Origin of the sequence: Enterococcus pseudoavium NBRC 100491, assembly GCF_001544295.1 — a bacterium.
Lineage (GTDB): Bacteria > Bacillota > Bacilli > Lactobacillales > Enterococcaceae > Enterococcus_A > Enterococcus_A pseudoavium.
Window position 1 is genome coordinate 1 of record NZ_BCQF01000033.1, and the last position, 24904, is coordinate 24904.

At 39.8% G+C, this 24904-nt stretch carries 22 protein-coding genes; 5 read left to right on the top strand and 17 right to left on the bottom strand.

From position 1 onward, the window contains the following. The first annotated feature begins 290 nt into the window (after window positions 1-290). Complete coding sequence (cbpA, locus tag EP1_RS11940) at window positions 291-932, top strand: cyclic di-AMP binding protein CbpA (RefSeq protein WP_067627723.1); 642 nt, start codon at window positions 291-293, stop codon at window positions 930-932. A 47-nt stretch (window positions 933-979) separates the two neighbouring features. Here the strand turns inward: cbpA and EP1_RS11945 are convergent, their stop codons facing one another. From EP1_RS11945 to EP1_RS11960, 4 genes are all read right to left on the bottom strand, one after another. Continuing rightward, entirely contained in the window at window positions 980-1480 is a 501-nt protein-coding gene (locus EP1_RS11945) for a QueT transporter family protein (protein WP_067627726.1), read from the bottom strand. Window positions 1481-1669: 189 nt separating this feature from the next. Then, entirely contained in the window at window positions 1670-3211 is a 1542-nt protein-coding gene (locus EP1_RS11950) for a hypothetical protein (RefSeq protein WP_067627729.1), read from the bottom strand. Beyond that, on the bottom strand, window positions 3181-5079 hold the full coding sequence (locus EP1_RS11955; RefSeq protein WP_067627732.1) for a MucBP domain-containing protein: 1899 nt from the start codon (window positions 5077-5079) through the stop codon (window positions 3181-3183). The genes EP1_RS11950 and EP1_RS11955 overlap by 31 nt, the downstream gene beginning before the upstream one ends. Before the next feature lie 418 nt (window positions 5080-5497). After that, window positions 5498-5797, bottom strand: coding sequence for a hypothetical protein (locus EP1_RS11960; protein ID WP_067627735.1), 300 nt, complete (start codon window positions 5795-5797; stop codon window positions 5498-5500). A gap of 256 nt (window positions 5798-6053) precedes the next feature. Between EP1_RS11960 and EP1_RS11965 the strand changes: the two genes are divergently transcribed. Then, on the top strand, window positions 6054-7043 hold the full coding sequence (locus EP1_RS11965) for a diacylglycerol/lipid kinase family protein (RefSeq protein WP_067627738.1): 990 nt from the start codon (window positions 6054-6056) through the stop codon (window positions 7041-7043). A gap of 29 nt (window positions 7044-7072) precedes the next feature. On the opposite strand, the gene recD2 is transcribed toward EP1_RS11965, so the two are convergent. The 4 genes from recD2 to EP1_RS11985 form a co-directional block, all read right to left on the bottom strand. Further along, complete coding sequence (recD2, locus tag EP1_RS11970) at window positions 7073-9502, bottom strand: SF1B family DNA helicase RecD2 (RefSeq protein WP_067627740.1); 2430 nt, start codon at window positions 9500-9502, stop codon at window positions 7073-7075. A 46-nt stretch (window positions 9503-9548) separates the two neighbouring features. Further along, the gene (locus EP1_RS11975) at window positions 9549-10205 is read right to left on the bottom strand and encodes a histidine phosphatase family protein (RefSeq protein WP_067627742.1); all 657 of its coding nucleotides are present in this window, start codon (window positions 10203-10205) and stop codon (window positions 9549-9551) included. An 80-nt stretch (window positions 10206-10285) separates the two neighbouring features. Further along, window positions 10286-10792 (bottom strand): tRNA (uridine(34)/cytosine(34)/5-carboxymethylaminomethyluridine(34)-2'-O)-methyltransferase TrmL, encoded by a 507-nt coding sequence (gene trmL, locus EP1_RS11980; RefSeq protein ID WP_067627744.1) that lies wholly within the window; start codon window positions 10790-10792, stop codon window positions 10286-10288. A gap of 446 nt (window positions 10793-11238) precedes the next feature. After that, window positions 11239-12066, bottom strand: coding sequence for a putative RNA methyltransferase (locus EP1_RS11985; RefSeq protein WP_067627747.1), 828 nt, complete (start codon window positions 12064-12066; stop codon window positions 11239-11241). 237 nt (window positions 12067-12303) lie between these two features. Here EP1_RS11985 and EP1_RS11990 point away from each other — a divergent pair, with 237 nt between their 5' ends. Further along, a complete protein-coding gene (locus tag EP1_RS11990) occupies window positions 12304-12939 on the top strand; it encodes a copper homeostasis protein CutC (RefSeq protein ID WP_067627750.1) in 636 nt (211 codons plus the stop codon). Window positions 12940-13024: 85 nt separating this feature from the next. Here the strand turns inward: EP1_RS11990 and EP1_RS11995 are convergent, their stop codons facing one another. The 5 genes from EP1_RS11995 to yjbM form a co-directional block, all read right to left on the bottom strand. Further along, window positions 13025-13471, bottom strand: coding sequence for an NUDIX domain-containing protein (locus EP1_RS11995; RefSeq protein WP_067627753.1), 447 nt, complete (start codon window positions 13469-13471; stop codon window positions 13025-13027). 42 nt (window positions 13472-13513) lie between these two features. Beyond that, on the bottom strand, window positions 13514-14884 hold the full coding sequence (mgtE, locus tag EP1_RS12000; RefSeq protein ID WP_067627756.1) for a magnesium transporter: 1371 nt from the start codon (window positions 14882-14884) through the stop codon (window positions 13514-13516). A 502-nt stretch (window positions 14885-15386) separates the two neighbouring features. Further along, complete coding sequence (locus tag EP1_RS12005) at window positions 15387-16280, bottom strand: RluA family pseudouridine synthase (RefSeq protein WP_067627759.1); 894 nt, start codon at window positions 16278-16280, stop codon at window positions 15387-15389. Between the two features lie 5 nt (window positions 16281-16285). Next, window positions 16286-17089, bottom strand: a complete 804-nt coding sequence (locus tag EP1_RS12010; RefSeq protein WP_067627762.1) for an NAD kinase — start codon at window positions 17087-17089, stop codon at window positions 16286-16288. Next, the gene (yjbM, locus tag EP1_RS12015) at window positions 17061-17726 is read right to left on the bottom strand and encodes a GTP diphosphokinase (protein WP_067627793.1); all 666 of its coding nucleotides are present in this window, start codon (window positions 17724-17726) and stop codon (window positions 17061-17063) included. Before yjbM ends, EP1_RS12010 begins: the two co-directional genes overlap by 29 nt. Before the next feature lie 205 nt (window positions 17727-17931). On the opposite strand from yjbM, the gene EP1_RS12020 reads away from it, so the two are divergent. Both EP1_RS12020 and EP1_RS12025 read left to right on the top strand, forming a co-directional pair. Beyond that, on the top strand, window positions 17932-18540 hold the full coding sequence (locus EP1_RS12020) for a CYTH domain-containing protein (protein WP_067627765.1): 609 nt from the start codon (window positions 17932-17934) through the stop codon (window positions 18538-18540). Then, window positions 18537-19184, top strand: coding sequence for a DsbA family protein (locus EP1_RS12025; RefSeq protein ID WP_067627772.1), 648 nt, complete (start codon window positions 18537-18539; stop codon window positions 19182-19184). The genes EP1_RS12020 and EP1_RS12025 overlap by 4 nt, the downstream gene beginning before the upstream one ends. Before the next feature lie 31 nt (window positions 19185-19215). On the opposite strand, the gene EP1_RS12030 is transcribed toward EP1_RS12025, so the two are convergent. The 4 genes from EP1_RS12030 to EP1_RS12045 form a co-directional block, all read right to left on the bottom strand. Next, window positions 19216-20337 (bottom strand): class C sortase, encoded by a 1122-nt coding sequence (locus EP1_RS12030; RefSeq protein WP_245630617.1) that lies wholly within the window; start codon window positions 20335-20337, stop codon window positions 19216-19218. Window positions 20338-20395: 58 nt separating this feature from the next. Then, a complete protein-coding gene (locus EP1_RS12035) occupies window positions 20396-21574 on the bottom strand; it encodes a class C sortase (protein WP_067627778.1) in 1179 nt (392 codons plus the stop codon). Window positions 21575-21852: 278 nt separating this feature from the next. Beyond that, window positions 21853-23670 (bottom strand): oligoendopeptidase F, encoded by a 1818-nt coding sequence (gene pepF, locus EP1_RS12040; RefSeq protein WP_067627781.1) that lies wholly within the window; start codon window positions 23668-23670, stop codon window positions 21853-21855. Window positions 23671-23822: 152 nt separating this feature from the next. Next, window positions 23823-24818 (bottom strand): competence protein CoiA, encoded by a 996-nt coding sequence (locus tag EP1_RS12045; RefSeq protein ID WP_067627784.1) that lies wholly within the window; start codon window positions 24816-24818, stop codon window positions 23823-23825. Window positions 24819-24904: the final 86 nt, after the last annotated feature.

Genomic DNA, 24904 nt, shown 5'->3' on the forward strand with positions numbered 1-24904 from the left:
CATTACGAAAAGTTGGACTCGCATCCTAATTCCTATTAATGTATTCATTTTTTTTACAAAAAAATGAGTCTGATTGTCATGCCGTATACCATCTGGCTAACGAACATGTCACCCACAAAGCTACAGACTAACATTATCATCTATTTTTTTTAATGTCAATCTCCGTAGCAAATTCTGTATTTCAAGTCATTCGCTGGATTAGATTGAATTCTTTCTAAAATAAATTTCTTTATCTAGAAGAATATGATAGTATGATGAAAGAATGAATAGCTTTATTGGAGGGTTATTGGATGTTATTAAAAAGTCTCGTTTATCCCAAAGAAAATTTAACAACCATCAACGAATCGACATCATTGCAGGAAGCTTTAGACATTTTAGAAAAGACTGGTTTTCGTTGCGTTCCGATTCTAGATGAAAGTAATCAAATTTTCCGAGGCAATATCTATAAAATGCATATTTACCGGCACAAAGCAAACGGTGGCGATATGGATCTGCCCGTCACTCATTTGCTGAAAAATGCAACAAAATTTATTTCATTAGATACTTCGTTTTTCAAGATCTTTTTTACGATTAAAGAACTGCCTTATATCACTGTATTAGATGAAGATCATCATTTTTACGGTATTTTAACCCACAGCACTTTATTGAATATGCTATCCCAATCTTGGAATGTTCAAACAGGAAGTTATGTGCTGACGATTGTATCTACCGGCAAACGTGGCGATCTGGCCGTAATGGCAAAAATCATTTCAAAATTTACCACAATTGCCAGCTGTATCACTTTAGATGTTGGTAAAGATTTCAAAGGTCGACGGACTCTGTTTACGTTACCGGCCGGCGTAGATGAAAACAAACTAAATCAAATTATCGATCACCTTGAACGCAAACATTTCGAGATCAAAGATGTGGAAGCTTTGTCGATGAAAGACTAATCAACTGAATATAAAAGACGAGCCGTTAGTTGCAGGCTCGTCTTTTTTTAGATTTGTTTGGCAAAATGCAAACGTTGATTTAAGTAATACATAATGGGTGCCGAAATTGTCATGATAATCGCTTCACTCAAAGCCGTCCAGCCGTAAGTTGGCCAGAAAGGCAATTGGGCCGTCAAATTCAGCATCAATGCGATTAAAAACATACTTACGCTGAAGAATACGACATTTAAAGCCAAGCGAATTTTTGTATTTTTAACAATATTTTGTAGGCTCGCTGTAAAAGCTAACGCCAACAAGGTTTGTCCCCCACCGAACACGACATCTAGCCACCCCATACCGAAAATGGCATTATACACGACCACTCCGCCAAGGATCCCCCATAGATATTTTCGATTAAAAACTACCAAATGATTCAAACTTTCTGAGATTCGAAATTGGATCGCACCAGAAGCTACCGGTGAAACTAAAATCGTCAAGGCTAAATAAAGCGCCATGATAATCCCATTGGTCACTACCACAGTGACACGTTTACTTTCCGTCAAATTCATATTTTTCCTTCTTTCTCCGAGTTTTTTTAAAGCGGGATGGTTGATGAACCGCTGAAAACCTTTTTAGCATACTTTTTTTAGCTGAGGAAGTCAACTTCCGTGAGGAATCTCTAAGCTTGGAACTACTAAGAAAAATATACAAGTGAAAAGCAGCCAAAAATTTTTGTTTTCGGCTGCCATTCTGCTCGATTATAGTTTGAAGAGAAGTACTTTCGAGTAAGGTGTTGCTGAGTATATGTTTGACATCTTATTTGCAGGGAAAGTAGAGTGCCAAATACGGTCGTGAGAAGAATTGTTTCCCCAGAAAAATCCGAGGTGACAATCTGGATTAGGTCGGGAATAATCTGCTTCAAAATAGATTAGATCGCCCTTTTCCGCTTTACCGCTTCTCAGTAGGTCATTGACTGTTCGATAACTATAGTGTTGAACTGTTGGCACCAAAGCATTTCGCCAATTATACCCGTTGCAAGGTCCACCATATTGATTAGACTTCCGTGTAATATTTGAAAGGTTACCCCCACCATTTCTTGTCATAGTGGCAATAAATCCTGTACAATTCATTCCTGGACCATAAATTGTTGGATTTCCCCGCGGACTCATTACTGAAGCATTATTCCCGAGCGTTCCTACGAACGGTGTTGTGAGATAATACCAATCGTTTTGATGTCTTTGCATTTCATTGAAAATCCTACTTTTCGTTGTTCCAAGAAAACTTGAAAGAGTTGGTTTCGACGGCTTTTTCTTATACGTATTCGATGTTGGTGACGGCGGGGTTCCCCACTTAGGTACCATCTTAATTTGAACTGCCTCTAAGCGATAAGAATAAGCTTCAGTCCCTGCATTCATCCCGTTTTTTGCCCAACCAAGCCAGCCAAAGTTTTGAGCGTGTACTCGATAATATACGTCAAAATGCTTGGCAATTTCTCCATTTAGCTGTATTTGAATGGCCTCCAGTCGTTTAGCCTGTCCGGTCGTTCCTGATACTGCATTGTTATATTTGGAAGAAATTTCCCAACCATTACTTTGAATATGTGTTCGATACTGAATACCTCCACCCAAGGCATTATTTTCTGTCCGAATCTGAATGGCTTCTACTCTTCTGCCTTGTCCGCTTGTTCCAGCAGTTTGACCACTTTTCACATAATTCTGCCAGCCGATTCCTTGAACATGGGTCCGATAAGATACCGTCGGCGCTTGAACAAATGCTTTCGAACTGCTTGTCAGTTGGTTTGAACCTTTTGGAACTAGTCTAATTTCTAGCGATTCCATTCGTGCACCCATTCCTTCAGTTCCGGCACTCTCGCCATTTTTCGCCCAGCTTAACCAACCAAATGATTGCACATGTGCGCGATAATAAACATCAAAATATTGAGCAATATCTTCAGTGAGTTTTATTTGTATAGCTTCTAGCCTTTTTTTCTGTCCAGTTGTTCCTGAAATCCCATTGTTAGTTTTAAAACTAGATTCCCAACCATTGTTCTGAATATGTGTCCGATATTGAACAGTCCCGGTCAAACCGCTATTTTCGATTCGAACTTGAATAGCTTCCAATCTTTTTGCTTTTCCACTCGTTCCTGTTTTTTGACCGTCTTTGACATAGTTTTGCCAACCTGATGATTCCACATGTGAACGGTAGGTTAAGATTGGACGTTTTACAAAAGCTTTTGGACTGCTAGTCAGTTCATTTGAGCCTTTCTTGATTAGTTTGATTTGTAAAGATTCAAACGACACGCTAACCCCTCGGTTCCAGCGCTTTCTCCATTCTTTGCCCAGTCAAGCCATCCGAAGCCTTGCGCATGCACGCGATAATAAACATCAAAATACTTGGCGATGTCTCCTGTAAGCTTAATTTGAATAGCTTCCAATCTCTTAGCCTTGCCTGTCGTCCCAGATACTTCATCGTTTGTTTTGAATGAAGACTCCCAACCACTATCCTGAACGTGTGTCCGATATTGGATATTTCCGCCTAAACTAGTATTTTCAATTCGAATCTGAACGCCTTCTAATCTTTTCTTCTGTGCGCTAGTTCCAGATTGTTGACCGTTCCTAACATAGTTTTGCCAGCCGCTTGATTCTACATGTGAGCGATAAGCCACTGATGGTGCCCGAACAAATGCTTTCGGACTGCTTACTAATTCATTACTACCTTTTCTTACTAATTTAATCTCTATTGATTGTAAGCCACATGATAAACTTTCAGTCCCGGCACTTTCGCCATTTTTCGCCCAATCAAGTTTTCCAAATGTTTCAGAGGACACACGGTAGAAAATATCATGAGTGACAGCGAGTTCTCCAGTAAGACGAATCTGAATCGCTTCAAGCTTCTTCCCGCTACCAGGTGATCCGGCTGTACTACCTCCAGTAGAATATTGCTTCTCCCAACCTAAATCTTGAGTAGCTGTTCGATATTCAATCCCACTGTCATCACCAATATTCTCTAATTTGATTTCAATTGCTTCCAAGCTTTTATTTTGATCATTTTTTCCTGATACTTCACCATTTTTTTTGAATTCTTGCCAGCTCATAGACTGAATATAGGATCTGTAAACAACGTTTGGAGTCTCGATAGCTTGTTTTGAACGAATAGCAATTTTTTTATACTGAAAAATGAGTATCCGACTCGCTTCTTGGAATGTTCCCTGTGTTTCCGGTAATTTATTATCATCCAACTGAAAACCATCTATTTTCAACTGATACTCATCATTTCCAATATCGTAGTCTTCTCCTATCACTCCGAATAGTTTCTTACTTTCATGGATTTCTTTGTCGTTTTCATCTAAATATTTTATTTCGATCTCAGCCTTTTCTGGAGCGAGCTCTTTGTAATAATCATCAGGAAGCCCTTCGTTCTGACTCAATAATTCAGAGATATTGTAAAATGTTTTGGCTGATTCCCTTCCTTTCCAAATAAACGAAGGACGATTGGGTTGATTTTGTCTCTTTTCATCTTTATATTCCCGAAATATCGAATCGGTACCTAGCTTTATTATTTCCAAATTCTCACAACTGCTTAAAAAATCCCCATTTTCAATTACATTATTTGTATCCCACTTCGAAAAATCTACTTTTTTTAGTGCTTCACATCCCTCAAAAAAATAATTCAGTTTTGTAGGCTGCATGATTTTCAAATTTTCAATTGAATCAATTTCTGAAAGTTTTGATAACCCTTGAAATAAGTGGCTAGACTCTCTTGATAAAGTTACTTCTTCTTCAATTAAAATCTTCTGAATTTTATCTTTATAAGATATCCAGGGAGATTCTCCCTTTGTATCAATAAATTCTCCACCTCGAATAACTAAAGTAAAATCGTTTCTAATATACCACGAACTATTTCCAAACTGACCTTCTGCTAGTTCGTCCTTCGACTGCTCTGTTTCTTCTGATGAAGAAACATCTGGAATAGCTGACGAATCCGTGTTCTCTGTTTCAACAGCTCCCTCAGATAATGATTGCAAATTTTTCTCTGTCGATTCTACAGTACTACCATTTGACGATGTTTGTGTCTTACTTTCAGTTACTGCAAAAGCAACTGTTCCCAACAACTGTGAAAACATTAAACAAATAACAAGAAACATTATTAATAATTGTTTTCTTTTCATGAACTTTCACCCCATATAAATTTTTTCTTTTCCGTTTTTTACCAACTTGCACTTTTCTAATAAACAATACTCCAAAAATATTTCAGTTTAAAAGATCAATTGCTATTTCTTAAAATAATATCATCAAAAAAATGCTGAAGCAAACATTATTGAGCGTTTACACAACGTCCGTAATTTTAAAATTCAGAACAATATATTACTTTATTCACTACTTAATAATTGTACCTGTCATTCAATAAGACAGACGATGTTTAGGTTACTATTGCAGTTTCTAAAATTTTTCTGAATCGATGAAAAATATTAGGCAAATTTTATCTATTTTTGAGTTCACATATCCTATTACAAAAATATTAATTCAAAGTCTTAAGCATTATTTGGATAATAAAAAGCACCTGTCAAGAACAGGTGAATAAAATAATTATAAATATTGCGCTTGCTGAACAAACCAGTCAACGATCTTTTTTTCATAATTGGATAATTTATAATCCGTATTCACAACAGTTATTTGACTTTCAAGACTTACTGTTGCTACTAATGTTCCCCAAAGTGAAAGCAACGCTCGGTTGTCTAAAATCTCAATTTTATTTTTTTCTACCAATGGTGCACTTGTGCTACAACATCCATAATTTCCAGAAGTCCAGCGATCTTTAATTACAGCGACTCCTTCCTGTTGCGCCTTATTAAACAAGTGCTCCAATTCACTGTCGATGCCTAACATAGTCACTCCTCTTTTCCGAAAAAAGTATACTTTACAAATTGATTGTACCATCCAATGTGCCGCAAGTTCAATTTTGACAAACTAGTAAAAAAAATTACTTTTTAGACTACTGTAAATTGAAAAAGTAATCTCCTGTTTATTTTAAAAAAAACGTTATCATAAGTGCTTTTTAGTCTGAAAATCGGTGAAAATAATTCAATTTTGTACAGTTCCTCCAATTACTCTGTTATAATCAATTTCTGAAAGGAACGAGCATATGAATTTTCATTATCATCTATTGATCAACCCCGCAGCTGGTAGCGGCACTGCGGCTAAAAAAGCCGAAAAAATCATCCAACTGCTGGATGATGGCAATTATACATATACCCCTTATTACACAGAAAAACCAGGCGATGAAAAAGCCATCGTTGAACGCATCAGTAATTTATTGAGCCCTTGGTCTGAAACTTGTGAAAAAGAGCATATCGAGACCTCTTTTCACTTACTGCTAGTATTAGGCGGCGACGGGACCTTGCATGAAGTGGTTAATCACTTTTATGCATTAGGACTAAAATTACCGGTGGCCTATATCCCCGCTGGTTCCGGCAATGATTTTGCCCGGGGGATCGGACTGTCACGTGATCCTGAAAAAGCCTTTGAACAGATCACTTCAGCTTTAACTCCGCAAGCGATCAACGTTTTTCACTACGAAGAAAAAATTCGTGAAGAAGAAGGAATCGTTTTAAACAACGTCGGAATCGGTCTGGATGCGCTCATCGTAGCCACGACGAATGCGTCCACTTCAAAGAAAGTTTTAAACAAATACCATCTTGGATCAGCTTCTTATGCCCTTTATTTAGTCAAAGCAATCTTCACTCAAAAGACCTTTCCTATTTTAGTCGAACTAAACGGTCAGAGTCTTAGCTTTGAACGGACTTTTCTATGTACTACGACCAATATTCCTTATTTTGGCGGTGGGGTTGCGATCGCTCCTATGGCCGATCCGAAAAAGGACCTGATTGATCTAGTCGTTGTCGAAAAACCGAATATGTTGGCGATTTTACGTTTTCTTTTGCAATTACTCCGAAAAAAACACACTACCAACAAACACTATCAGCATTTTACCAGCAGTCGCATTCGTATCGTGTCAGTTGTACCGCAACACGGCCAAGCCGATGGCGAAAACATGGGGGAGCGCTCATTTGATTTGAACTTTTCAACCATGCAGCAATATATCTGGTATGCCGACAAAAGGACTGAAAAATAAATCCTCGGATTTATTTTTCAGTCCTTTTTTTACATAAACAGCGCCGGCGTGATGCCATCCATCCCAATCATGGGATCGATGGTTTGGGCACTGATCAGTGTTTTCGTCAAAATCGTTGGTTGTTGCATTTTGGCTGGCTGAGGCGAATCGACCTTGCCAGTTTGGTCTTTTTCTGCAACTGCGTCAAAAGGTTCGACTACTGGCTGAGCTGGTGCGACTTCAGCTCCTTGCATGATCCGTTCGATCAACGTCGTTTTGCGCACCGCCGATTCACGACTGACACATGCCTGAAAAGCTTCTTCTTCGCCTAACAAGATCAATAGATCTTTACTGCGGGTTACTGCGGTATATAATAGATTCCGCTGTAGCATTCGCGAATATTGCTTGACCATTGGTAGTAAAACCATTTTAAATTCGCTACCTTGGGCCTTATGGATCGAACAGCAATAAGAAAGCTTGATTTTATTCCATTCCGAGCGCTTGTAACTGACTTCATTGTTGTCAAATTGGATGACGAGTTCATCGACCTTATCTTCTGATTCTTTGGCTGGGATAATCCCGACGATCATCCCCATATCGCCATTAAAAACATTCAATTCAGGATTGTTGACTAGCTGTAAAACTTTATCCCCAATTCGATAAACAACATCATTCCACTGCACTTCTTTTTTACGTCCATCATTAGGATTAAAAATTTCCTGCATCATTTTATTGATGGCATCAATCCCCGCCGGACCGCGATACATCGGAGCCAGCACTTGGACATCTTGGGCAGTGTAGCCTTTTTTCTTGGCGCGCTCCACAATCTGCTTAACCACTTCTTCCATTTGAAAGGCATGACATGCAATAAATGAGCGATCATTTTGATTCTTGCGAAAATCATGGGGCAACTTGCCATCTTTGATTTCATGAGCCAACGGAATGATCGAAGAGCCATCTCCCTGCCGGTAAATATCGGTTAATTCCATCTTAGGAATTGCCTCAATTTGCAAAAGATCATGAAATACTTGACCCGGTCCGACTGATGGCAACTGATCTTTATCTCCCACAAAAATTACCTGCATATTATTAGGGATCGCCTTTAACAACGTATTGGCGAGCCACGTATCCACCATCGACATCTCATCGACGATCAACAGACCGCCATCTAATTCTTTCGCCTCAATATCCGGGGTATCATCATGACCATTCAACCCCAATAGACGGTGAATCGTGCTGGCAGGCAAACCTGTCGTTTCATTCATCCTTTTTGCAGCTCGACCCGTCGGAGCCGCCAATAAAATTGGAAAAATTGCATTGGTGTAATCTTTAGGATCAAGCGATAAATCATTTAATTCCGCGAATAACTTAACGATCCCATTGATCACCGTGGTTTTCCCCGTTCCCGGTCCACCGGTTAAAATGAACAACGGCGAGCGAATCGCCTCTTTGATCGCCTGATCCTGTGAAGCACCATAGGTAATTTCCAATTGTTTCTCAATCATTCGCAGCTTTTTATCAATTGTAGCTTGTGGATAATTAATTTCTTTTTTGCGAGCTAGTAAGCGCTCAATCGACGAGGCAATCCCCCATTCACTGTAAAACAAGGTATTTTCATAAATCTTAGTGGCCTCTTGCTGGATTTTTTCTTCTTCCACTAATTGAATAATCATAGCGGCGATTTGATCCGGTGCGATCTCAACGGGCCGGCTGGTTTCCAACAGCTGTAGAACTTCTGTCAATAATTGCTGCGCTTCAACATACGTGTCACCACTTTGGTTGGCATCTTCATTGACTTGATGAAGGATCGCCGCTCGCACCCGCTGAGGACTGTCGGCTGAAATCCCTAGCTGTTCAGCAAGGCTGTCGGCTTTTTTAAAGCCAATCCCATCAATATCTTCCACTAATTGGTAGGGATTTTCCGCAATGACCTCCAACGCTTCATTGCGATACCTTTGAAAAATTGCAAAGGACAACTGACTACCGAAACCATAACGACTCAAACCGACGATAATTTGTTCCATCCCATGGTTTTGTCGAATCGTATCAACGATCACTTTTTGTTTCTTGGCATTCAAATTAGGAATTCGGGCCAAAACATCCGGATTTTCCATAATCTGATCTATCGCTTCTTCCCCTAATGACTCAATAATTTTCTCAGCAGTCTTCTTGCCAATTCCAGGAAATTTTTCACTGGAAAGATAACTGATCAAACCATTAGCGGAAGTCGGATGGGCCTGTTCATAGCTTTCAACTAAAAATTGCTTACCATAACGCGGGTGCTCGACAAAATGCCCAAAAAAACGATAGGCTTCCTCTTCCTGCATATCGCCAAAGCTACCGGTCACAACAATTTCCTGTTCCAAATAATCGCTGTTAGTATCACTGATTTTAATCAACAATACTTTATAAAAGTTGCTGGCATTTTGAAAGAAGATCGCTTGTAAGGTTCCCACGATATACAACTGTTCAGCTGACATTTTGTCCCTCCTCTCTAATCTGACACAAGCTTGCTAGTGCTTATTTTTAAAGTAGTGAATCCGGCTTGGATCCGATGCCTTTAAGGAAACTGACATCATTCCACTCAAGCATTCGATACGGTGGTTGACTGCTGTCTGCTTCTAAAATCGTTAAACTATTATTATATAACCCGCCCATATCGCGTAGTTCAGCCAACGATTTACCCGTTAAGGCTTGGACTGCTGCAGTTAAGGCAGCGCCATGACCAACAAATAAAAGCGGGCCAGTTTGTGCTTCTTCCACTGCTTGTTCCACTAGATCATTGATCCGCTTTAGCATATCTTCAATTTTTTCACCATGAAAAGGCGTTGGATCATAAAGTTCCAAATGATGGCGCAAATTTACCATATCTTTTGGATAGCGTTCTTCAATCACCGGAATCAATTGACCTTCTAAGCTACCTAGACCCAGCTCTCGTAGTGCTTCGGAAGGAATAATTTCCGTTGGTTGTTCTAATTGTTGATTGATCCCTTCAGCAGTTATATACGCGCGTTTCAACGTGCTAGTATAAATTTTTTCAAAAGGAACTTCTTTCAATTCTTGTCCAAGTGCTTTAATCGCTGCTTTACTTTCAGGTAATAATGGGGAGTCTCCCATCATGCCTTGAAAACGTTTCTCTTGATTCCAACGGGTTTTCCCGTGACGAGTAAAATAAAGTTTCATAGTCTGCTCCACTCTAGTTTTTTTATTTAATTAGGGCACAAGTCCTGGTCAGTGGCTGTCACCACCACTTACTACCGCAATTAATCTAACTTATCGTGTTCGTAATGATGCGACAATTCCAGCTTAGGGAAATCTTGCTGCCGAAGTGCTTCATAAACGACCAAAGCGACCGTATTAGACAAATTCAGCGAGCGGACATGCTCATCATTCATAGGAATACGTAAGCATTTTTCTTCATTTTCTCGCATAAATTCTTCTGGTAGACCGGTAGTTTCTTTGCCAAACATAAAGAAATGATCCGCATTATCTGCGTAATCAAATTCAGAATAAGTGGCGTTTGCAAATTTTGTAATTAAATGCAATTGACGCTCGCCAAGATACGTTAAAAAAGCATTCAAATTTTCATGGTAGGTGATATTGACATCATTCCAATAATCTAAGCCCGCCCGTTTCAAATGCTTGTCGTCTGTTGAAAAACCTAATGGCTCAATTAAATGCAGCGGTGAATTCGTTGCGGCACAAGTTCGAGCAATATTTCCCGTATTCGCTGGAATTTGCGGTTCAAATAGTACAATATGATTTGTCATAACTGTTTCCCTCGTTCTTAATTAAGTATTTATTTCAGCAAGTGTTATTTGCTGCTTATCCATTCTCAAGATCTTCCTTTTCACACTTGTGAGAAGAACTGGCCTCTCGCCAGCTAGTTTGGATTCATCTGTTCATTTTTGAGAACCTCCAAAAATGAGTTTGATCTTCACTGCCATGCGATCCAACTGTACCTCTTGGCTAATTTGAAACAAGTATCTCATACATTAGAAAAACTGTGAAAAGTTGGATTCGCAAAAAAAAAAAAAAACGTATCAACTCGGTGTCTAGCACGGCGAGTCGCTACGTTAGTGAAGCACTTTTCACTAACTTTTATCAGAACAGGAACCTGATAAAAACCAATGAAAAACAACTTGTTAGTACTATAACATCACGAAGTCACAAATGCAACCTTCTGTTTTCAGGAATTATGATGAAAGCGTATTCTCTAATATCCTTTTAATATTTCGATATCAATCGTTATTTTCTTCAGAGGATTCTCCATCAATTTGGCTTTAACTTCTGGTGAAACCTGCCATTCCAGCGGCGACATCTCCAAAAGATCTAACCGGTTTTCTTCTGGTATTTCAAACTCATAAGTCACACGTTCCCGCTTGTCGATTTTAAGCTCTTCTGTGAAACGTTGAATAACGGCTTCGTTAGAATAGGCCTCTCCATCTGGATGGTAGACCGCGCGAAGTTCTTGTAAGTAGCCCGATTGCGGAACTACCTTGATGACACAACCAGTCGGTTTCATCACACGTTTGAACTCGCGATATTGCGAAGGCGAAAAAATATTCAAAATCGTATCGAAGGATTGATCGGTAAAAGGCAGGTTCGTCAAATCGGCGACACACCAAAAGGCCTTAAGTGGCTGATTGCTGGCTAAATAAATCCCTTCCTTGGCAATATCAAAACCAATGTTGACGGGATTTTCTTTGATTTGATTGATTTGCTGTAAAAAGCTGCCCTCGCCACAGCCCACATCCAACAGATTCCCTGGTTGGACCAATTGCGTGATTTTTTCGATGACTGGTTGATACATTCCCGAACGAATCATCCGCCCACGTGGTGCAAACATTTCATTGTCATATTCTGTTTTGATTTGATGATCTAAAAAGTATAACGTTCCCTTTTTGGCTAAATCAAAATGATGACCGTTGGTACAAACCAAACTTTTAGCTTCTGCAGTCATTTTCTGATGACATTTCGGGCAACGGAATAGTCCTTCCTGCTCGGCTAGAAATAGAGCACTCTGATCAATCTTTTTAAGCATCTGTCCACTTTCCTTTTCATAAAAATAAATTTCCCATACTAAACCAGTGAAGCCAGATAACCCGGCAACTTTTGCTTTCTTATCATAGCATAGTTCTGCTATTCCTACTATCACTGAGATGTGCTAAACTAGACGCGGGATAACAATCTGAGCTGGTCTGATTTGTTAACAAAACAGTGACACGGATTGAGATCTTAACTGATAATAGTATTTTAAAATGAACTGGAGGCTGCAATCTTGATTAAAGAATTTTGTGCAGAAAATTATACCAATATTCCTAAGGCAATCCAGGCCGGTGCTGGCCGAATTGAATTATGTGACAACCTTGCCGTAGGTGGAACAACACCTAGTTTAGGCGTAATTGAAGAAGCCTTAGCCTATGCTAGCGAAAAACATGTTCCAGTTATGACGATGATTCGTCCCCGCAGCGGCGATTTTGTTTACAACGATATCGAATTGAAAATCATGGAGAACGATTTGATCCATGCTAAAAATGCTGGAACCGACGGTGTTGTTTTTGGCTGCTTAACCGCGGACAACGAGGTGGATGAAGAAGCCTTAGAGATGTTGGTCGGCAATAGCCAAGGCTTGTTAACCACCTTCCATATGGCTTTTGATGAGCTTTCAAAAGAAGAGCAGTTCAAAACGATTGATTGGTTTGTTCAATTAGGGATCGATCGTATCTTGACTCATGGCGGTCCACTGACTACTTCAATTGAAGAAAACCTTCCTCATTTAAAAGAATTAGTTGATTATGCTGCCGGTCGGATCATTATTTTACCGGGCGGTGGAATCACCCCAGCCAATGCAGAGAACATTGCTGCCACATTAGGTGTTAATGAACTCCATGGCACAAAGATTGTCACATTTTAAGGCCCTTAAAATTTTGAAATGAGTCCTACTGATTAATAGACTAAAGAGGAGCAGCTCACTTTAATTGAGCTGCTCCTTTTTTAGTCTATTTTTGATTTTTTCTTTCTTTAATCAGTTTCTCGATGCGAAGTAACCAACGATTTGTTTTAAAACGCATCCTTACTGGATAGCGCCCCGTTAAATAATCTTTGATTTGGCGCTGCCGCTCTGGAAAAATATTCAGTGGAAGACTCTGCAGATCAAAAAAATTGAAAGCCGCATAATCATGGGATTCCATCCGGCTTTGAGAGATCTTTTCTCGCACCTTATAGACATACGTAATTGCTTCGTGAGATTCCTTTGTATAAACCCCAATGAGCTCATCTACGCTACTATCAAAAGAAAGCAGCTCTTTAATTAAACGCCGAATACCTTCTCGTTCATTTTCATTTGGTAGCAGGTCACCACCCGGCAGATCCCAAATCGGCAATCCTGGACGACGAACTAATAAGATCAATCCATTACGAATAACAATGGCGTAAGCTTTTTTCAAAATTTTTTCACTACTTTCAGCATATGTCTTTTACTCCCTCAATCACTGACCGATAAAACGTTCCATAAAGAGACTCGCGATATTGAAATAGATTAGCACACTGGTTAAATCACTCAAGGTGGTGATAAATGGTCCACTGGCCACAGCTGGATCAAAACCCAGTCGCTCCATAATCATTGGAATCCAGCTACCAGCCAACGTTGCTACGGTAATTGCGGCCATCATCGCCGCACCAATCACGAAACCTAGAATGAAGTTATGTTTCCAAATACCTACGATAATAAAGATCGTTATCCCAGTAACCAAACCAGTCACTAATCCGGTTAAGATTTCTCCTACGACCAATTTACCAAAATTCTTTTCACTATCATCAGAAATCGCCAAACGTCTTACCGCGACCGCAAGTGATTGGGTCCCTGCATTTCCGGCAGTTCCGGTAATCAAAGAAATAAAGACGGCTAAGATACTAGCTTTACTAACTAGCGCTTCATAATGATTGATTAGTGTCGCAGTCGTCATCCCCAGAAACAATAATGTAATCAGCCACGGTAGCCGCCTTGAAGCTGCCTTGACGGGATTTTCATTGACTTCTTCAACATTGACCCCCGCTAAACCCGAGTAGTCACTAGCGGCCTCATCATCGATGACATCGATGATATCGTCGACCGTCACAATTCCCAATAGATGATCCTCATAATCCGTCACTGGCAAAGCCAAGAAATCATAATCACGGAAGGTTTGGGCTACGTCTTCTTGATCATCGCCTACATTGACGGCAATAACCCGTTCGCTCATTACTTCGGAAACCATCGTATCATCATCATTAATGATCAAATCACGCAATGAAATAACTCCAACCAGTTGATTGTCATCATTCACTACATAAGTATAATAGATTGTTTCAGCGATTTGAGCTTCTTTTTTCAAAACATACATTGCGGAACGGACTGTTTGATTTGCAACGATAGAGACAAATTCAGTCGTCATCAAAGAACCTGCAGTATCATCTTCATAATGGAGCAATTCACGGATATCATTCGCATGCTCCGCATCCATCAGACTCAAATACTTAGTCACCGGCTTTTTATCCAGCTCGTTTAATAAATCCACGGCATTATCCGTATACATTTCAGCCAGCATATCCGCAGCGTATTGTGGACGCATCTCATTTAAATATTCTTCCATATGTTCATCGTCTTCCTCGATGACGTCGAACATGTCGGCCAATTCCTTGGGCGACAAATAAGAATAAATTAATTGCCGTTCTTTGGGGTTCAGAGATTGATAAAATTGTCCCTGATCATAAAAATGCATCTCCAAGAAATGGTCACGAAATGCCGGCAGATTATTCTGATCCAGTTCCTCCCGTAATTGTTGGAAATGTAATTCTAGCTCTTCTTGGTTCTCATCCATCAATCTCACCTACCTCATATTAATGTATTATTTTTTTGAAAAAAAATAGTTCTTTGCTCGGTACGGATACCATTCTGCTAAACAATTCGTTTGGCTATTCTCCAACACAATCAGTTTCCTGTTAAGTTCAAAAAAACTGGGAAAAGCAGAACTGGCAACCTACCTCATATTAATGTATTATTTTTTTGAAAAAAAATAGTTCTTTGCTCGGTACGGATACCATTCTGCTAAACAATTCGTTTGGCTATTCTCTAACACAATCAGTTCTCTGTTCAGTTCAAAAAAACTGGCAAAAGCAGAACTGGCAACCTACCTCATATTAATGTATTTTTTTTTAGAAAAAATAGTTCTTTGCTCGGTACGGATACCATTCTGCTTTAAATTAAAACAAGTAGCAAGATAACTGATTTAAGTAGTCTTGAACCGCTCCATGACGATCATTCTAGACATGCCAAAACATGAAGCAGCTTGAGCGCCCCTGTCTGTTTAAACTATTTTTCAATTAGATTGTTTCTGCTACTTTTTCCATATCTGCAGCTAAAGGCAATTCAAATGACAATCGCTGTTCACTAAATGGATGGGGAAATGACAAAAAGTAACAATGCAATGCTTGACGCTCAATCCCTTGATCCATGGCCCCTTCGTAAAGGTCATCGCCTAACAGCGGACAGCCAATCGCGGAAAAATGCACCCGAATTTGATGGGTCCGGCCCGTATGTAATTGGATGTCTACCAATCCACAGCGTTGATTGCGTTTTTTTAGCCAATACTCTGTTTCAGCTTTTTGTCCCGTTTCAATTACTTGACGTTTCAATAACGAAGACAAGTCGCGACCGATTGGCAAAGAAATATGGGCATGTTGATGTAGGCCTGCCACGTCACCGGCAACAAGTGCCTGATATTTTTTGACGAATTGCTTTTGCTGTAAGCTTTGATCAAGCTTCGCATGGGCAAAGCCATGTTTAGCAAACAACATTAAACCAGAAGTGTCACGATCCAAGCGGGTCACAACATGGACTACTTGATCGGCATAGCCTTGCGCAACATAATAGGCCTTTACCCGGTTCGCCATCGTCCCCCGCGGATGATATTGGGCAGGAATCGAAGCGATTCCTGCTGGTTTATTAACAACTAACAAATGCTCATCTTCATAAACAATCTCGATGGGAATATCATCCGCTAATAGCGTTTCATGGGGCTCCTCATCGGGAATCACAACAGTTACAATATCACGGGTCTTTAAAGAAAACAAGACGTTTTGTTCGGTATCATTTACCAAAATTTTTCCCCCGTGAAATTTGATTTTAGCCAATAATTTTTTTGAGATTCCTTGACGTTTTAAAAACGTCCGTACAAGCGAGCTGGTTTGCTCTTCGTAAATCCATTTAAATTCCACTAAACTTAATCCTCTCGAATAAAGGCATCTTTTACTCGGTGCCAGAAATGCATGTGCCGGTATGATGCGAAATGAATCCGCTCCTCGGCAATCTTATATTTGATTGATTTGATATCTTTACGGTTAATATCAAGTTGATCGATTGTGATCAGATGCGGTTCATTACTATTCAGGCGTACATCGATCCATTCATGGGGGCCAATAATGCTCGGCGAACCTAATGTTCGGAAAACCCGATTATTTAAAGAAGCAATCTCTGCCAATTGCATCGCATTGATACTTGGATGCACAACTGCTCCACCAACACTTTTATTATATGCAGTCGAACCAGTCGGTGTCGAGATCGCCAACCCGTCGCCCCGAAACCGTTCAAACAATTCCTGTTTAATGTAGACATCGGCGACCATCGTACGGCTGCCTTTGCGAATAGTAGACTCATTAAGCGCTAAAAAGTGCTTTTTCTCACCATCAGAAGTCGTCAAAAGGATATCTAGCAAAGGATAACTAACACTTTTGCCTTGTTCCTCGCTCAAACTGTTGACCAACTCAGGCAATTCATAGTCCCGCCAATCCGTGTAAAAGCCTAGGTGACCGGTATGAACTCCTAAAAAGCGAACTTTATCCAAACGATGATTATAGCGATGAAAAGCTGACAGCAAGGTCCCGTCACCACCGATTGTGATCACTAGCTCAGGATCACGTTCCACGATCTCTAAATCATCCTTCTCTGCTAACAAGCTACGTAAACGTTGCAACACTAGAATTGATTTTTCTTCCTGATTATGGATGATTCCGATCCGTAATCCCATGTTGTCCCACTTCCTTTTTTTGTTCCTTACGATGAAATACATGCTGCGCTTCTTGGATCTCATCGCGGATACTAGACATTTCTTCATCTAATTGATACGCCGCTTCAGCTGCCCGGAATAAACGCTCTTGAATATCTTCAGGTATCTGTCCTTTATACTTGTAATTCATCGAATGTTCAATCGTCGCCCAAAAATTCATCGACAATGTCCGAATTTGAATCTCTGCCAACAGCATTTTTTCGCCTTCTAGCATCTGAACTGGGTATTCGATAACCAAATGATACGAACGATAGCCACTAGCCTTCCGATTCGTAATATAATCTCGTTCTTGAATAATCTTCATGTCCTTACGCCGCCGCAAAATTTCTACGACTAAAGGAATATCCTCAACAAATTGGCACATGATTCGCATCCCCGCCATATCAGACATTTCGTCTTCTAAACGATCCAACGGAATTCCACGTAACTCTGCTTTGTTAAGAATGCTCTCTACCGGTTTGACACGTCCAGTTACAAACTCAATCGGGACATGACCCCCATTCGTCCGGTATTGTTTGCGTAATCCACGTAATTTTATTTTTAATTCAGCTACCGCTAATTCATACGGAGCAAGAAATGTATCCCAGTCTCTCTCCATCACAAATCCCTCGCTTCTCATTCAATTTCTTCCTTATCTTATCATAAACCTTCAATAGAAAGAATTGTCATATTTTTGTCTCTTAACAAATATTACAAAATACTAACATTTTTGCGTATTTCATCCTAATCGTTTGACTATCTAGGTTATTCTATGTGAGGATATCTTATATTAGGAATTTTCTGAAATCGGGAGTAAAATAAAATTGAGTAAAGAACTTGAAATCGAATTTAAGAGTATGCTAGTACAAGCTGAATACGAGAAAATGTTACGTCATTACGAAATCACTACTGAACACTTCGTTCAACAAACAAACCTTTATTTTGATACCGCCGATTTCAAATTGAAGCAACATGGTATGGGTTTAAGGATTCGCTGCTTTGACACCACTGCCGAAGCTACTTTAAAAATTCCTCAGGCAGTTGGCTTATTAGAAGTGACTGATTCCCTGACACTGGCTGAGGCAGAACAAGTCCTCAAAAAGAACCACTTTACCTCTAAAGCTACAGAAATTTTCACGCATCTACAAATGCTCAACATTTTGCCAATAGATTTGCATTTAATTGGTAAACTCACTACTAAAAGAGCCGAATTCATGATTCCTGAGGGTAAATTGGCGCTAGATGAAAGTTGGTATACCGACCATCATGATTTCGAACTAGAATTGGAAGTTCCCAATGCTAGTTTTGAGTTAACTGACTTTAAACAGCTCCTTAGTAGATTTAAACTACCTTATCGCAAAACACAGAATAAAATTGTTCGAGCAGTGACTGCCCAGCAAGAACAAAATAAAAGAATGGAGGGACTTCAGTGATTGAGATCTATTTGTTTGTTAATCCGATTGGAAAAAAATGTTTGTCGATCGAACGACGAATCATCGATTTAATTGACAAATATGATATGAAAATCCAATTACGTTTGGTTCCCATCATGAATTTAACGACTGTATCGGAATTTATGCAACGCATCGGGGCTTCTGATAAAGATTTGCAATTGCGGACCGAACTCTCACAAGAGATTCATTCTACCGCACTAGATGTAAAAGCTGCCCAGTTGCAAGGTAAAAAACGCGGTCGCGACTTTTTAGTCGAACTACAACAAGCCATCGGTGAGCAACAACAGCCCTATTCAAAAAAAATGGCGATCCAACTCATCAAAAAAGTTGGTGGTGATCTAGAAATGTTCTTAGAAGACCGGCATTCTACTTTTGTCAAAGAAGCTTTTTTGACCGATCAACAAATTGCTAATGAGATGGAAATCACCTCGCACCCTTCTGCTGTCATTTATAATTATGGCGAAGGGTGTGATGCTGGTATCCGCATCGAAGGGTGCGATACGATCCACCAGATCTTAGATACCTATAATACTAAGGAATCCTTGATTGCCTTTTTAGAATCACAAACAAAAAATGCGGCAGCTCGACAACCAGAAATTGACACTCACCTCTCACTAATCTAAAAAAAGGTCATTGCTGAATCAGCAATGACCTTTATTTTTTGATCTGAACCGCGTTGTCTTTAGTAAAAATAAACGATTTTTGTTGTTTGGTTAGATATAAATTTACCTTTTCTTGTCGCAATTTTTTTATTCCGACTTTGAATTCCAGTCCCTCGCTGTCTTTGATACAATAAACACCTCCTGGAATTTTCTCAAAACGCGCCAATCCCTCATCATTCGTTTCCACCATTAGCGGAATCCCTCGTTGTTGAACCGGCTGCTTGCCATTTTTGGTATATAGCACAAATTTTTCCCCTGCTAGTCTGTTACCATTCCGATCTCTGCGAACAATGTTCAGATTAAAATACCGTTCCCTTAAGAGATACATATGAATCGCCCGATATATCCCAAAAAGTAATAGTAAAATGCTCAAGCCAACCCCAAGTAGCGTCAATATCTGTTTTAGCCTACGTGTCTCATCCGCATCTTTAACGGCCTTTGCCATTTTTGTCGTGTAGGGAACTCGGTGCCCAGTTACTAGCAAACGATGACTGTTGATCATATAAGGTGTACAAGTCAACAAAGTGACGATATCACGCCCAGGTTCGATCTTAATCACAGAAGTGTCTGAAGGCTCGACTACTTCCATTTTATCGACTTTGTAGGCTAGCTTTTTTTCAAATAAGGTGATTACAAAGATCTCACCTTTCTTCACCTCTTCTAAATCGGTAAAGAGTTTCTTTTCTGGCAGCCCACTATGAGCTGAGATTACAGAATGGGTATCAACTCCACCGGTCGGATATGAAGTCCCTTGGAGGACTGTTGCACCTTCTTGTAGCAATTTCTCATTTGTCGTGTCAAATAGTGGTAAAGTCACCTCGATCGTTGGAATACTGATTGCTCCAATCAAGTGTTTTCGAATATACTCATCGCTGACGATTTTACGTTCATTGCTATTCGTGAATTTTGGAGCTTTGGGAACCAACCCGTTTTTTTTCAGCTCTGCATTCCGTTTAGCCATTTGTTCCTTGGCCTTGCGAACTTGTTCTCTATTCTGTTCTCTGTTTTGACGTTGAACCTCTTCCATCCGCTTTTGATCGATAAAATCATTTACTGCGTTGATATAAAACGGATAGGTCATTACTAATACGCCGGTTAGGAAAACTATGATCATGAAAATTTTGCTGAACATTTGCCGCTTAGGACTTCGGGTTTTAGGCGAGTGTTTCAAACTACTTCACCTTACTTTCAATAATAAAATGGGTAATCTTCTGTTTAATATTTTTATAACTGCGGTGTTTAATAATCTTGAATTTTTGATCCTTTAAGCGCCAGATCTTCCCTTTGACACTTAAACCATTTTCCGTTTCTACGCGATAAACACCGCCAGGAATTTGCTGAAACTCAATCTTGCCAAAACGATCGCTGACCGTATGGACTAGTTTACCCTCAAAGCGAACCACGTCATTTTTTTGCGTCAACAATGCCCGTACGCCTGGCAACGGCTCACCATTTTCATATAAATAAAAGACAAAATTGTAATTGCGTTTTTTCGATTGATACAAGATGACTTTGCGCCAAACGAAATAGCCGAAAAGCAGTATGAAGAACAGACAGCCCGCTGCTAAATAATAAACCCGCCGACGATGGTATTTTTCGGTTTCTTTAATTTTTTTAGCTGCCTCAACTGGGTAGGCTACTCGATGACCGGTAACCAATAAACGATGACTGTTCACACCATAAGGCGTACAGGTGAGTAAAGTGACAATATCACGGTTCTTTTCAATTTTGAGTGCATCAAACCCGTCAGGTTCCACGACTTTGATCCGATCAACCTGATAAGCTAATTTTTTCCCTTCAATATGTAAAAAAAAGCGGTCCTTTTTTTGGAGTGATTCTAAATCAGTAAACAGTTTCTTTTCTGGCAAGCCCGTGTGACCGGTAAGTACAGAATGCGTACTTTTCCCACCTACTGGAAAAGAAGTCCCTTGCAACACCGTTGCCCCTTTATCTAGTAAAAAATCATTGGTTTCATCATAAACAGGCAGACTGACCTTTATTTTAGGAATAAAGATTGCCCCGATCATATGCTCCTCAAAATATTCTTTTTTAGGACTCTTGGTCCCCCGCAAAGACGTTTCAAAGGGGTCCTCAAAGCTACCGGCGCCAGGAATGATTGTTTTTAACTTTTTGTTTTCCTTTTCCAACTTTTCAAGGCGCTTTTTCTTATCCGCTTCCGATCGCGCCTCCATTTTATCTTGAACTTCTTCCAGTCGCTGCTGATCAATGTAATTATTGATGGAGTCAACAATAAATGGGTACATAAAAATTAAGAAACCTGTGATGAACATAACCGCGATTGACAACTTTAATAACAGATCAACCTTATCTCTTCTATTCGGTTTACTCATTTTGCCCCACCTCCCCTACTATGCCAATTTTCGCATACTAATTATCAAAAGAGAAATTCCAATTGTAAAATTTCTTTCAACTATTTGGGTACAAACAGCATGAAAACGCAACATTTCGCGGATCAAACAAGAATAAAGCCAACCAAAAAATGAGGATGATTTTGCTATTATTTTTAAAAAAAGTATACAAAATCCCCCCAGAAATCAGCTCGCTTGTCTAACTTCTAGGGGGATTAATTTTTCAGAGAAATTCTTAATTTCTTATTTCGTTCGATTAGTTAAGCTTTCAACTCTTCGACTAAGATTTCTAATTCGTCTAAGCGTTGAGCAAAGATTTCCATAGCATCCTCGATATAGGTCGGCTGAGTCATATCAACACCAGCTTTTTTCATGACCTCGATTGGGTAATTGCTGCTGCCAGATTTTAAATAAGCTAAATATTTTTCCAACGCATCGGGCTCGCCTTCGACAATTCGCTTTGCCAAGGCACTGGCCGCTGAAAAACCTGTCGCATATTGGTACACATAATAATTGTAATAAAAATGAGGAATTCTTGACCACTCGTCTTTGATTTCTTCATCGTTTACGACGATTGGCCCATAATATTTGGCATTCAACTCACCATAAAACTTGCTTAAGTATTCACTTGTTAACGGATTCCCTGCAGCATCTTCTGTGTGAATGAAATGTTCAAACTCCGCAAACTGTGTTTGACGGAAGATCGTACCCTTGAAGCCGTCCAAATAATGATTGATGATATAGGCGCGGATTTTAGGATCTTTTTCCGTTTCTAATAAGTAACTAGTTAATAGATTTTCATTAGTCGTTGAAGCAATTTCTGCTAAAAAGATCGAATAGTCACCATAGACGTAAGGTTGCGTGTGGCGAGTGAGATAGCTGTGGACGCTGTGTCCCATTTCATGAACCAGTGTGTAGAGTTCATCCAAACGATCATGCCAATTCAAAAGAATATAAGGTTGTGTATCATATGCACCTGAAGAGTACGCACCACTGCGTTTTCCTTGATTCTCCACTACGTCAATCCAGCGTTCAGCAAAAGCTTCTTTTACAATCGCTAAGTATTCTTCACCTAATGGTTTCAAAGCTTCCAATGCTTTTTCTTGCGCTTCTTCATAGGTGAACTTGATTGGTGCTTCTGCTAACAGCGGTGTGTATAAATCATACATATGCAGTTCATCAAGCCCTAATAATTCCTTGCGTAGCTCAACATACCGATGCAGCAGAGGCAAGTATTGATTAACGACTAAAGTCAATGTTTCATAGACATCTTCTGGAATATGATTGCTGCTTAAAGCTGCGGCCCGTGCGGAACTATAGCCGCGGACTTTTGCTTTATAGTTATGAGACTTAACATGAGTGCTCAAGGTTGAAGCAAAAGTATTGCGAAATTGATGATAAACAGAATACAAGGCTTTGAACGCCTGCTCCCGTACATTACGATCGGTACCTTCCAGTAATTGACCATAAACCCCGTGAGTCAATTGGATATTTTCCCCGGCTTCATTTTTTACTACTGGAAATTTTAAATCGGCGTTGTTCATGACTGAGAAAGTATCTGCCGAACTGCCAAAGATCTCACTGGCACCCGCTAACAAAGCTTCTTGGTCCGCTGGTAAAATATGCGCTCTTTCAGAAATAATCTGTTCAACAAAATGACGATACAATTCTAATTTAGGTTCTGTTGCAAAAAAGGCCCAAATTTCTTGGTCTGAAAGTTGCAGTAGCTCGGGTTCAAACCAGCTGACGGCTTCACTAACTTGTGCAATCAAAGTCGACGCTCGCGCATAAAGTGCTTGATTCGTCGTATTGGCTGTGTCTTCATCATTTTTTAAATGAGCATAGACGTAGATAACTTCTGCTTTGCGATAAATATCTAAAACATATTCAATCGCTGCTAAAAATTTTTCGGCACTTTGACCGAGGGTACCTTTGACCTGTTCAACTTCTGCTAATTCAGCAGACAAAGCTTGAAATTTTTCTTCGAAAGCAGCATCATCTGCGAATATTTTAGTTAAGTCCCAAGTCAGTTCAGTCGGTACTTCTTGCCGTTTTGGCAATTGTTTTGCTTCACTCATAAAAACACTCCTAACTTGTTTGTAAGGTTCCTCTTTCGCTCATTTTAACAAAGTCTTTGTTTGCTAAAATGAGCTTTCGAAGAGTCACTCTCATCTTTTAATCACCCCTAATCTTAACACAATTTCGTAAAAAGTATTTTTTAGACGATCAACTAAATAAAATTTTTAGCCTTTCTTTGACAAAAAATGGCTTCAAGATACAGTCGTTCCAAAATCTCCCGCTGATCGATGCGATCAAAGATCCATTCCAGTTGACTTGCTTGCCGATAGTTCAAAAAATTTTGAAAAATCAACGAAGCATTTTTAGCAAACTTTTGAAACATATAGCGAAAGACTAAAATATCATCCTGATAAAAGAAACGATAACGACTAGGAAAATACATCCACTCCGGTAAATACAACACATGCCGCCGTTCTTGATAAAAATACTGTTGCATTCGATGAATACTTTGATTTTTTTGAACTAGTTTCTGACTCAACACCTGCTTGCTGAGCTGAATACTTTCACTTGTCAGCAGAAGTTGCGGGGGAGGTTTTGTGACTGTGGTCTGAAAAATCTCTGTCAAGGGCAAAGAATAACTTGCCCAACGTTGCTCATAGTAAACGCAGTGATCCAGTTCATGAATATGATAAAGCAAGCGCAAGTGATCGGCTTCCAAAAGCCACAAGTGAACCCCTCTCGTTTTATCAAAGGAACAAAATTGTCGTTGCAGAGGAGTGAATTTTACTTTGGGCCAAAGTCTTTTTCCTAACAACCACCAATCTTGGTAGTCTTTTTGCTGATACCCCCTGATTCTCTCTGCTAAGCGGGCGCTCCTTAGCGACGAACACTGAATTTCTACGGCTAAACGCTTGTGCAGCAAATCGGGACGTTGCGGGAGATCGGCTAAAGGCGCCTCCATTCGCCAATTTCCTTCAGATTGGTTTCCCCATGTATAAAAAAGTTGTTTTAACCGCAGATGTTCGACCGTTTCTCCTTCGCTTAACCCTTGGCACCGTCCTTTTTGATTATGAGCAAAGTGCGGAATCTTAATTTTCCCCACTTTACGGACCAGACGCTCGCCGCAATCCGGGCAATAATATCTTTGTCCACCTTGGGTTTCTGAAGCATTAATTAGTTCTTTTTCTGCCGTATATGCAATTAACATCTTCTTCACCTCGAAAAAAGATACGCAAGCGGTCAAGAAGTTTATCTGCTTAGCGCCTGGTTAGTTGAAATCTATCTATAAAAATA

What these genes read in the sequence shown, in the direction of transcription:
- cbpA (WP_067627723.1), top strand. Translation starts at nt 291, where the DNA reads ATGTTATTAAAAAGTCTCGTTTATCCCAAAGAAAATTTAACAACCATC.
- EP1_RS11945 (WP_067627726.1), bottom strand. Translation starts at nt 1,480, where the DNA reads ATGAATTTGACGGAAAGTAAACGTGTCACTGTGGTAGTGACCAATGGG.
- EP1_RS11955 (WP_067627732.1), bottom strand. Translation starts at nt 5,079, where the DNA reads ATGAAAAGAAAACAATTATTAATAATGTTTCTTGTTATTTGTTTAATG.
- EP1_RS11960 (WP_067627735.1), bottom strand. Translation starts at nt 5,797, where the DNA reads ATGTTAGGCATCGACAGTGAATTGGAGCACTTGTTTAATAAGGCGCAA.
- EP1_RS11965 (WP_067627738.1), top strand. Translation starts at nt 6,054, where the DNA reads ATGAATTTTCATTATCATCTATTGATCAACCCCGCAGCTGGTAGCGGC.
- recD2 (WP_067627740.1), bottom strand. Translation starts at nt 9,502, where the DNA reads ATGTCAGCTGAACAGTTGTATATCGTGGGAACCTTACAAGCGATCTTC.
- EP1_RS11975 (WP_067627742.1), bottom strand. Translation starts at nt 10,205, where the DNA reads ATGAAACTTTATTTTACTCGTCACGGGAAAACCCGTTGGAATCAAGAG.
- trmL (WP_067627744.1), bottom strand. Translation starts at nt 10,792, where the DNA reads ATGACAAATCATATTGTACTATTTGAACCGCAAATTCCAGCGAATACG.
- EP1_RS11985 (WP_067627747.1), bottom strand. Translation starts at nt 12,066, where the DNA reads ATGCTTAAAAAGATTGATCAGAGTGCTCTATTTCTAGCCGAGCAGGAA.
- mgtE (WP_067627756.1), bottom strand. Translation starts at nt 14,884, where the DNA reads ATGGATGAGAACCAAGAAGAGCTAGAATTACATTTCCAACAATTACGG.
- EP1_RS12010 (WP_067627762.1), bottom strand. Translation starts at nt 17,089, where the DNA reads ATGGGATTACGGATCGGAATCATCCATAATCAGGAAGAAAAATCAATT.
- yjbM (WP_067627793.1), bottom strand. Translation starts at nt 17,726, where the DNA reads ATGGAGAGAGACTGGGATACATTTCTTGCTCCGTATGAATTAGCGGTA.
- EP1_RS12030 (WP_245630617.1), bottom strand. Translation starts at nt 20,337, where the DNA reads ATGATCATAGTTTTCCTAACCGGCGTATTAGTAATGACCTATCCGTTT.
- EP1_RS12035 (WP_067627778.1), bottom strand. Translation starts at nt 21,574, where the DNA reads ATGAGTAAACCGAATAGAAGAGATAAGGTTGATCTGTTATTAAAGTTG.
- pepF (WP_067627781.1), bottom strand. Translation starts at nt 23,670, where the DNA reads ATGAGTGAAGCAAAACAATTGCCAAAACGGCAAGAAGTACCGACTGAA.
- EP1_RS12045 (WP_067627784.1), bottom strand. Translation starts at nt 24,818, where the DNA reads ATGTTAATTGCATATACGGCAGAAAAAGAACTAATTAATGCTTCAGAA.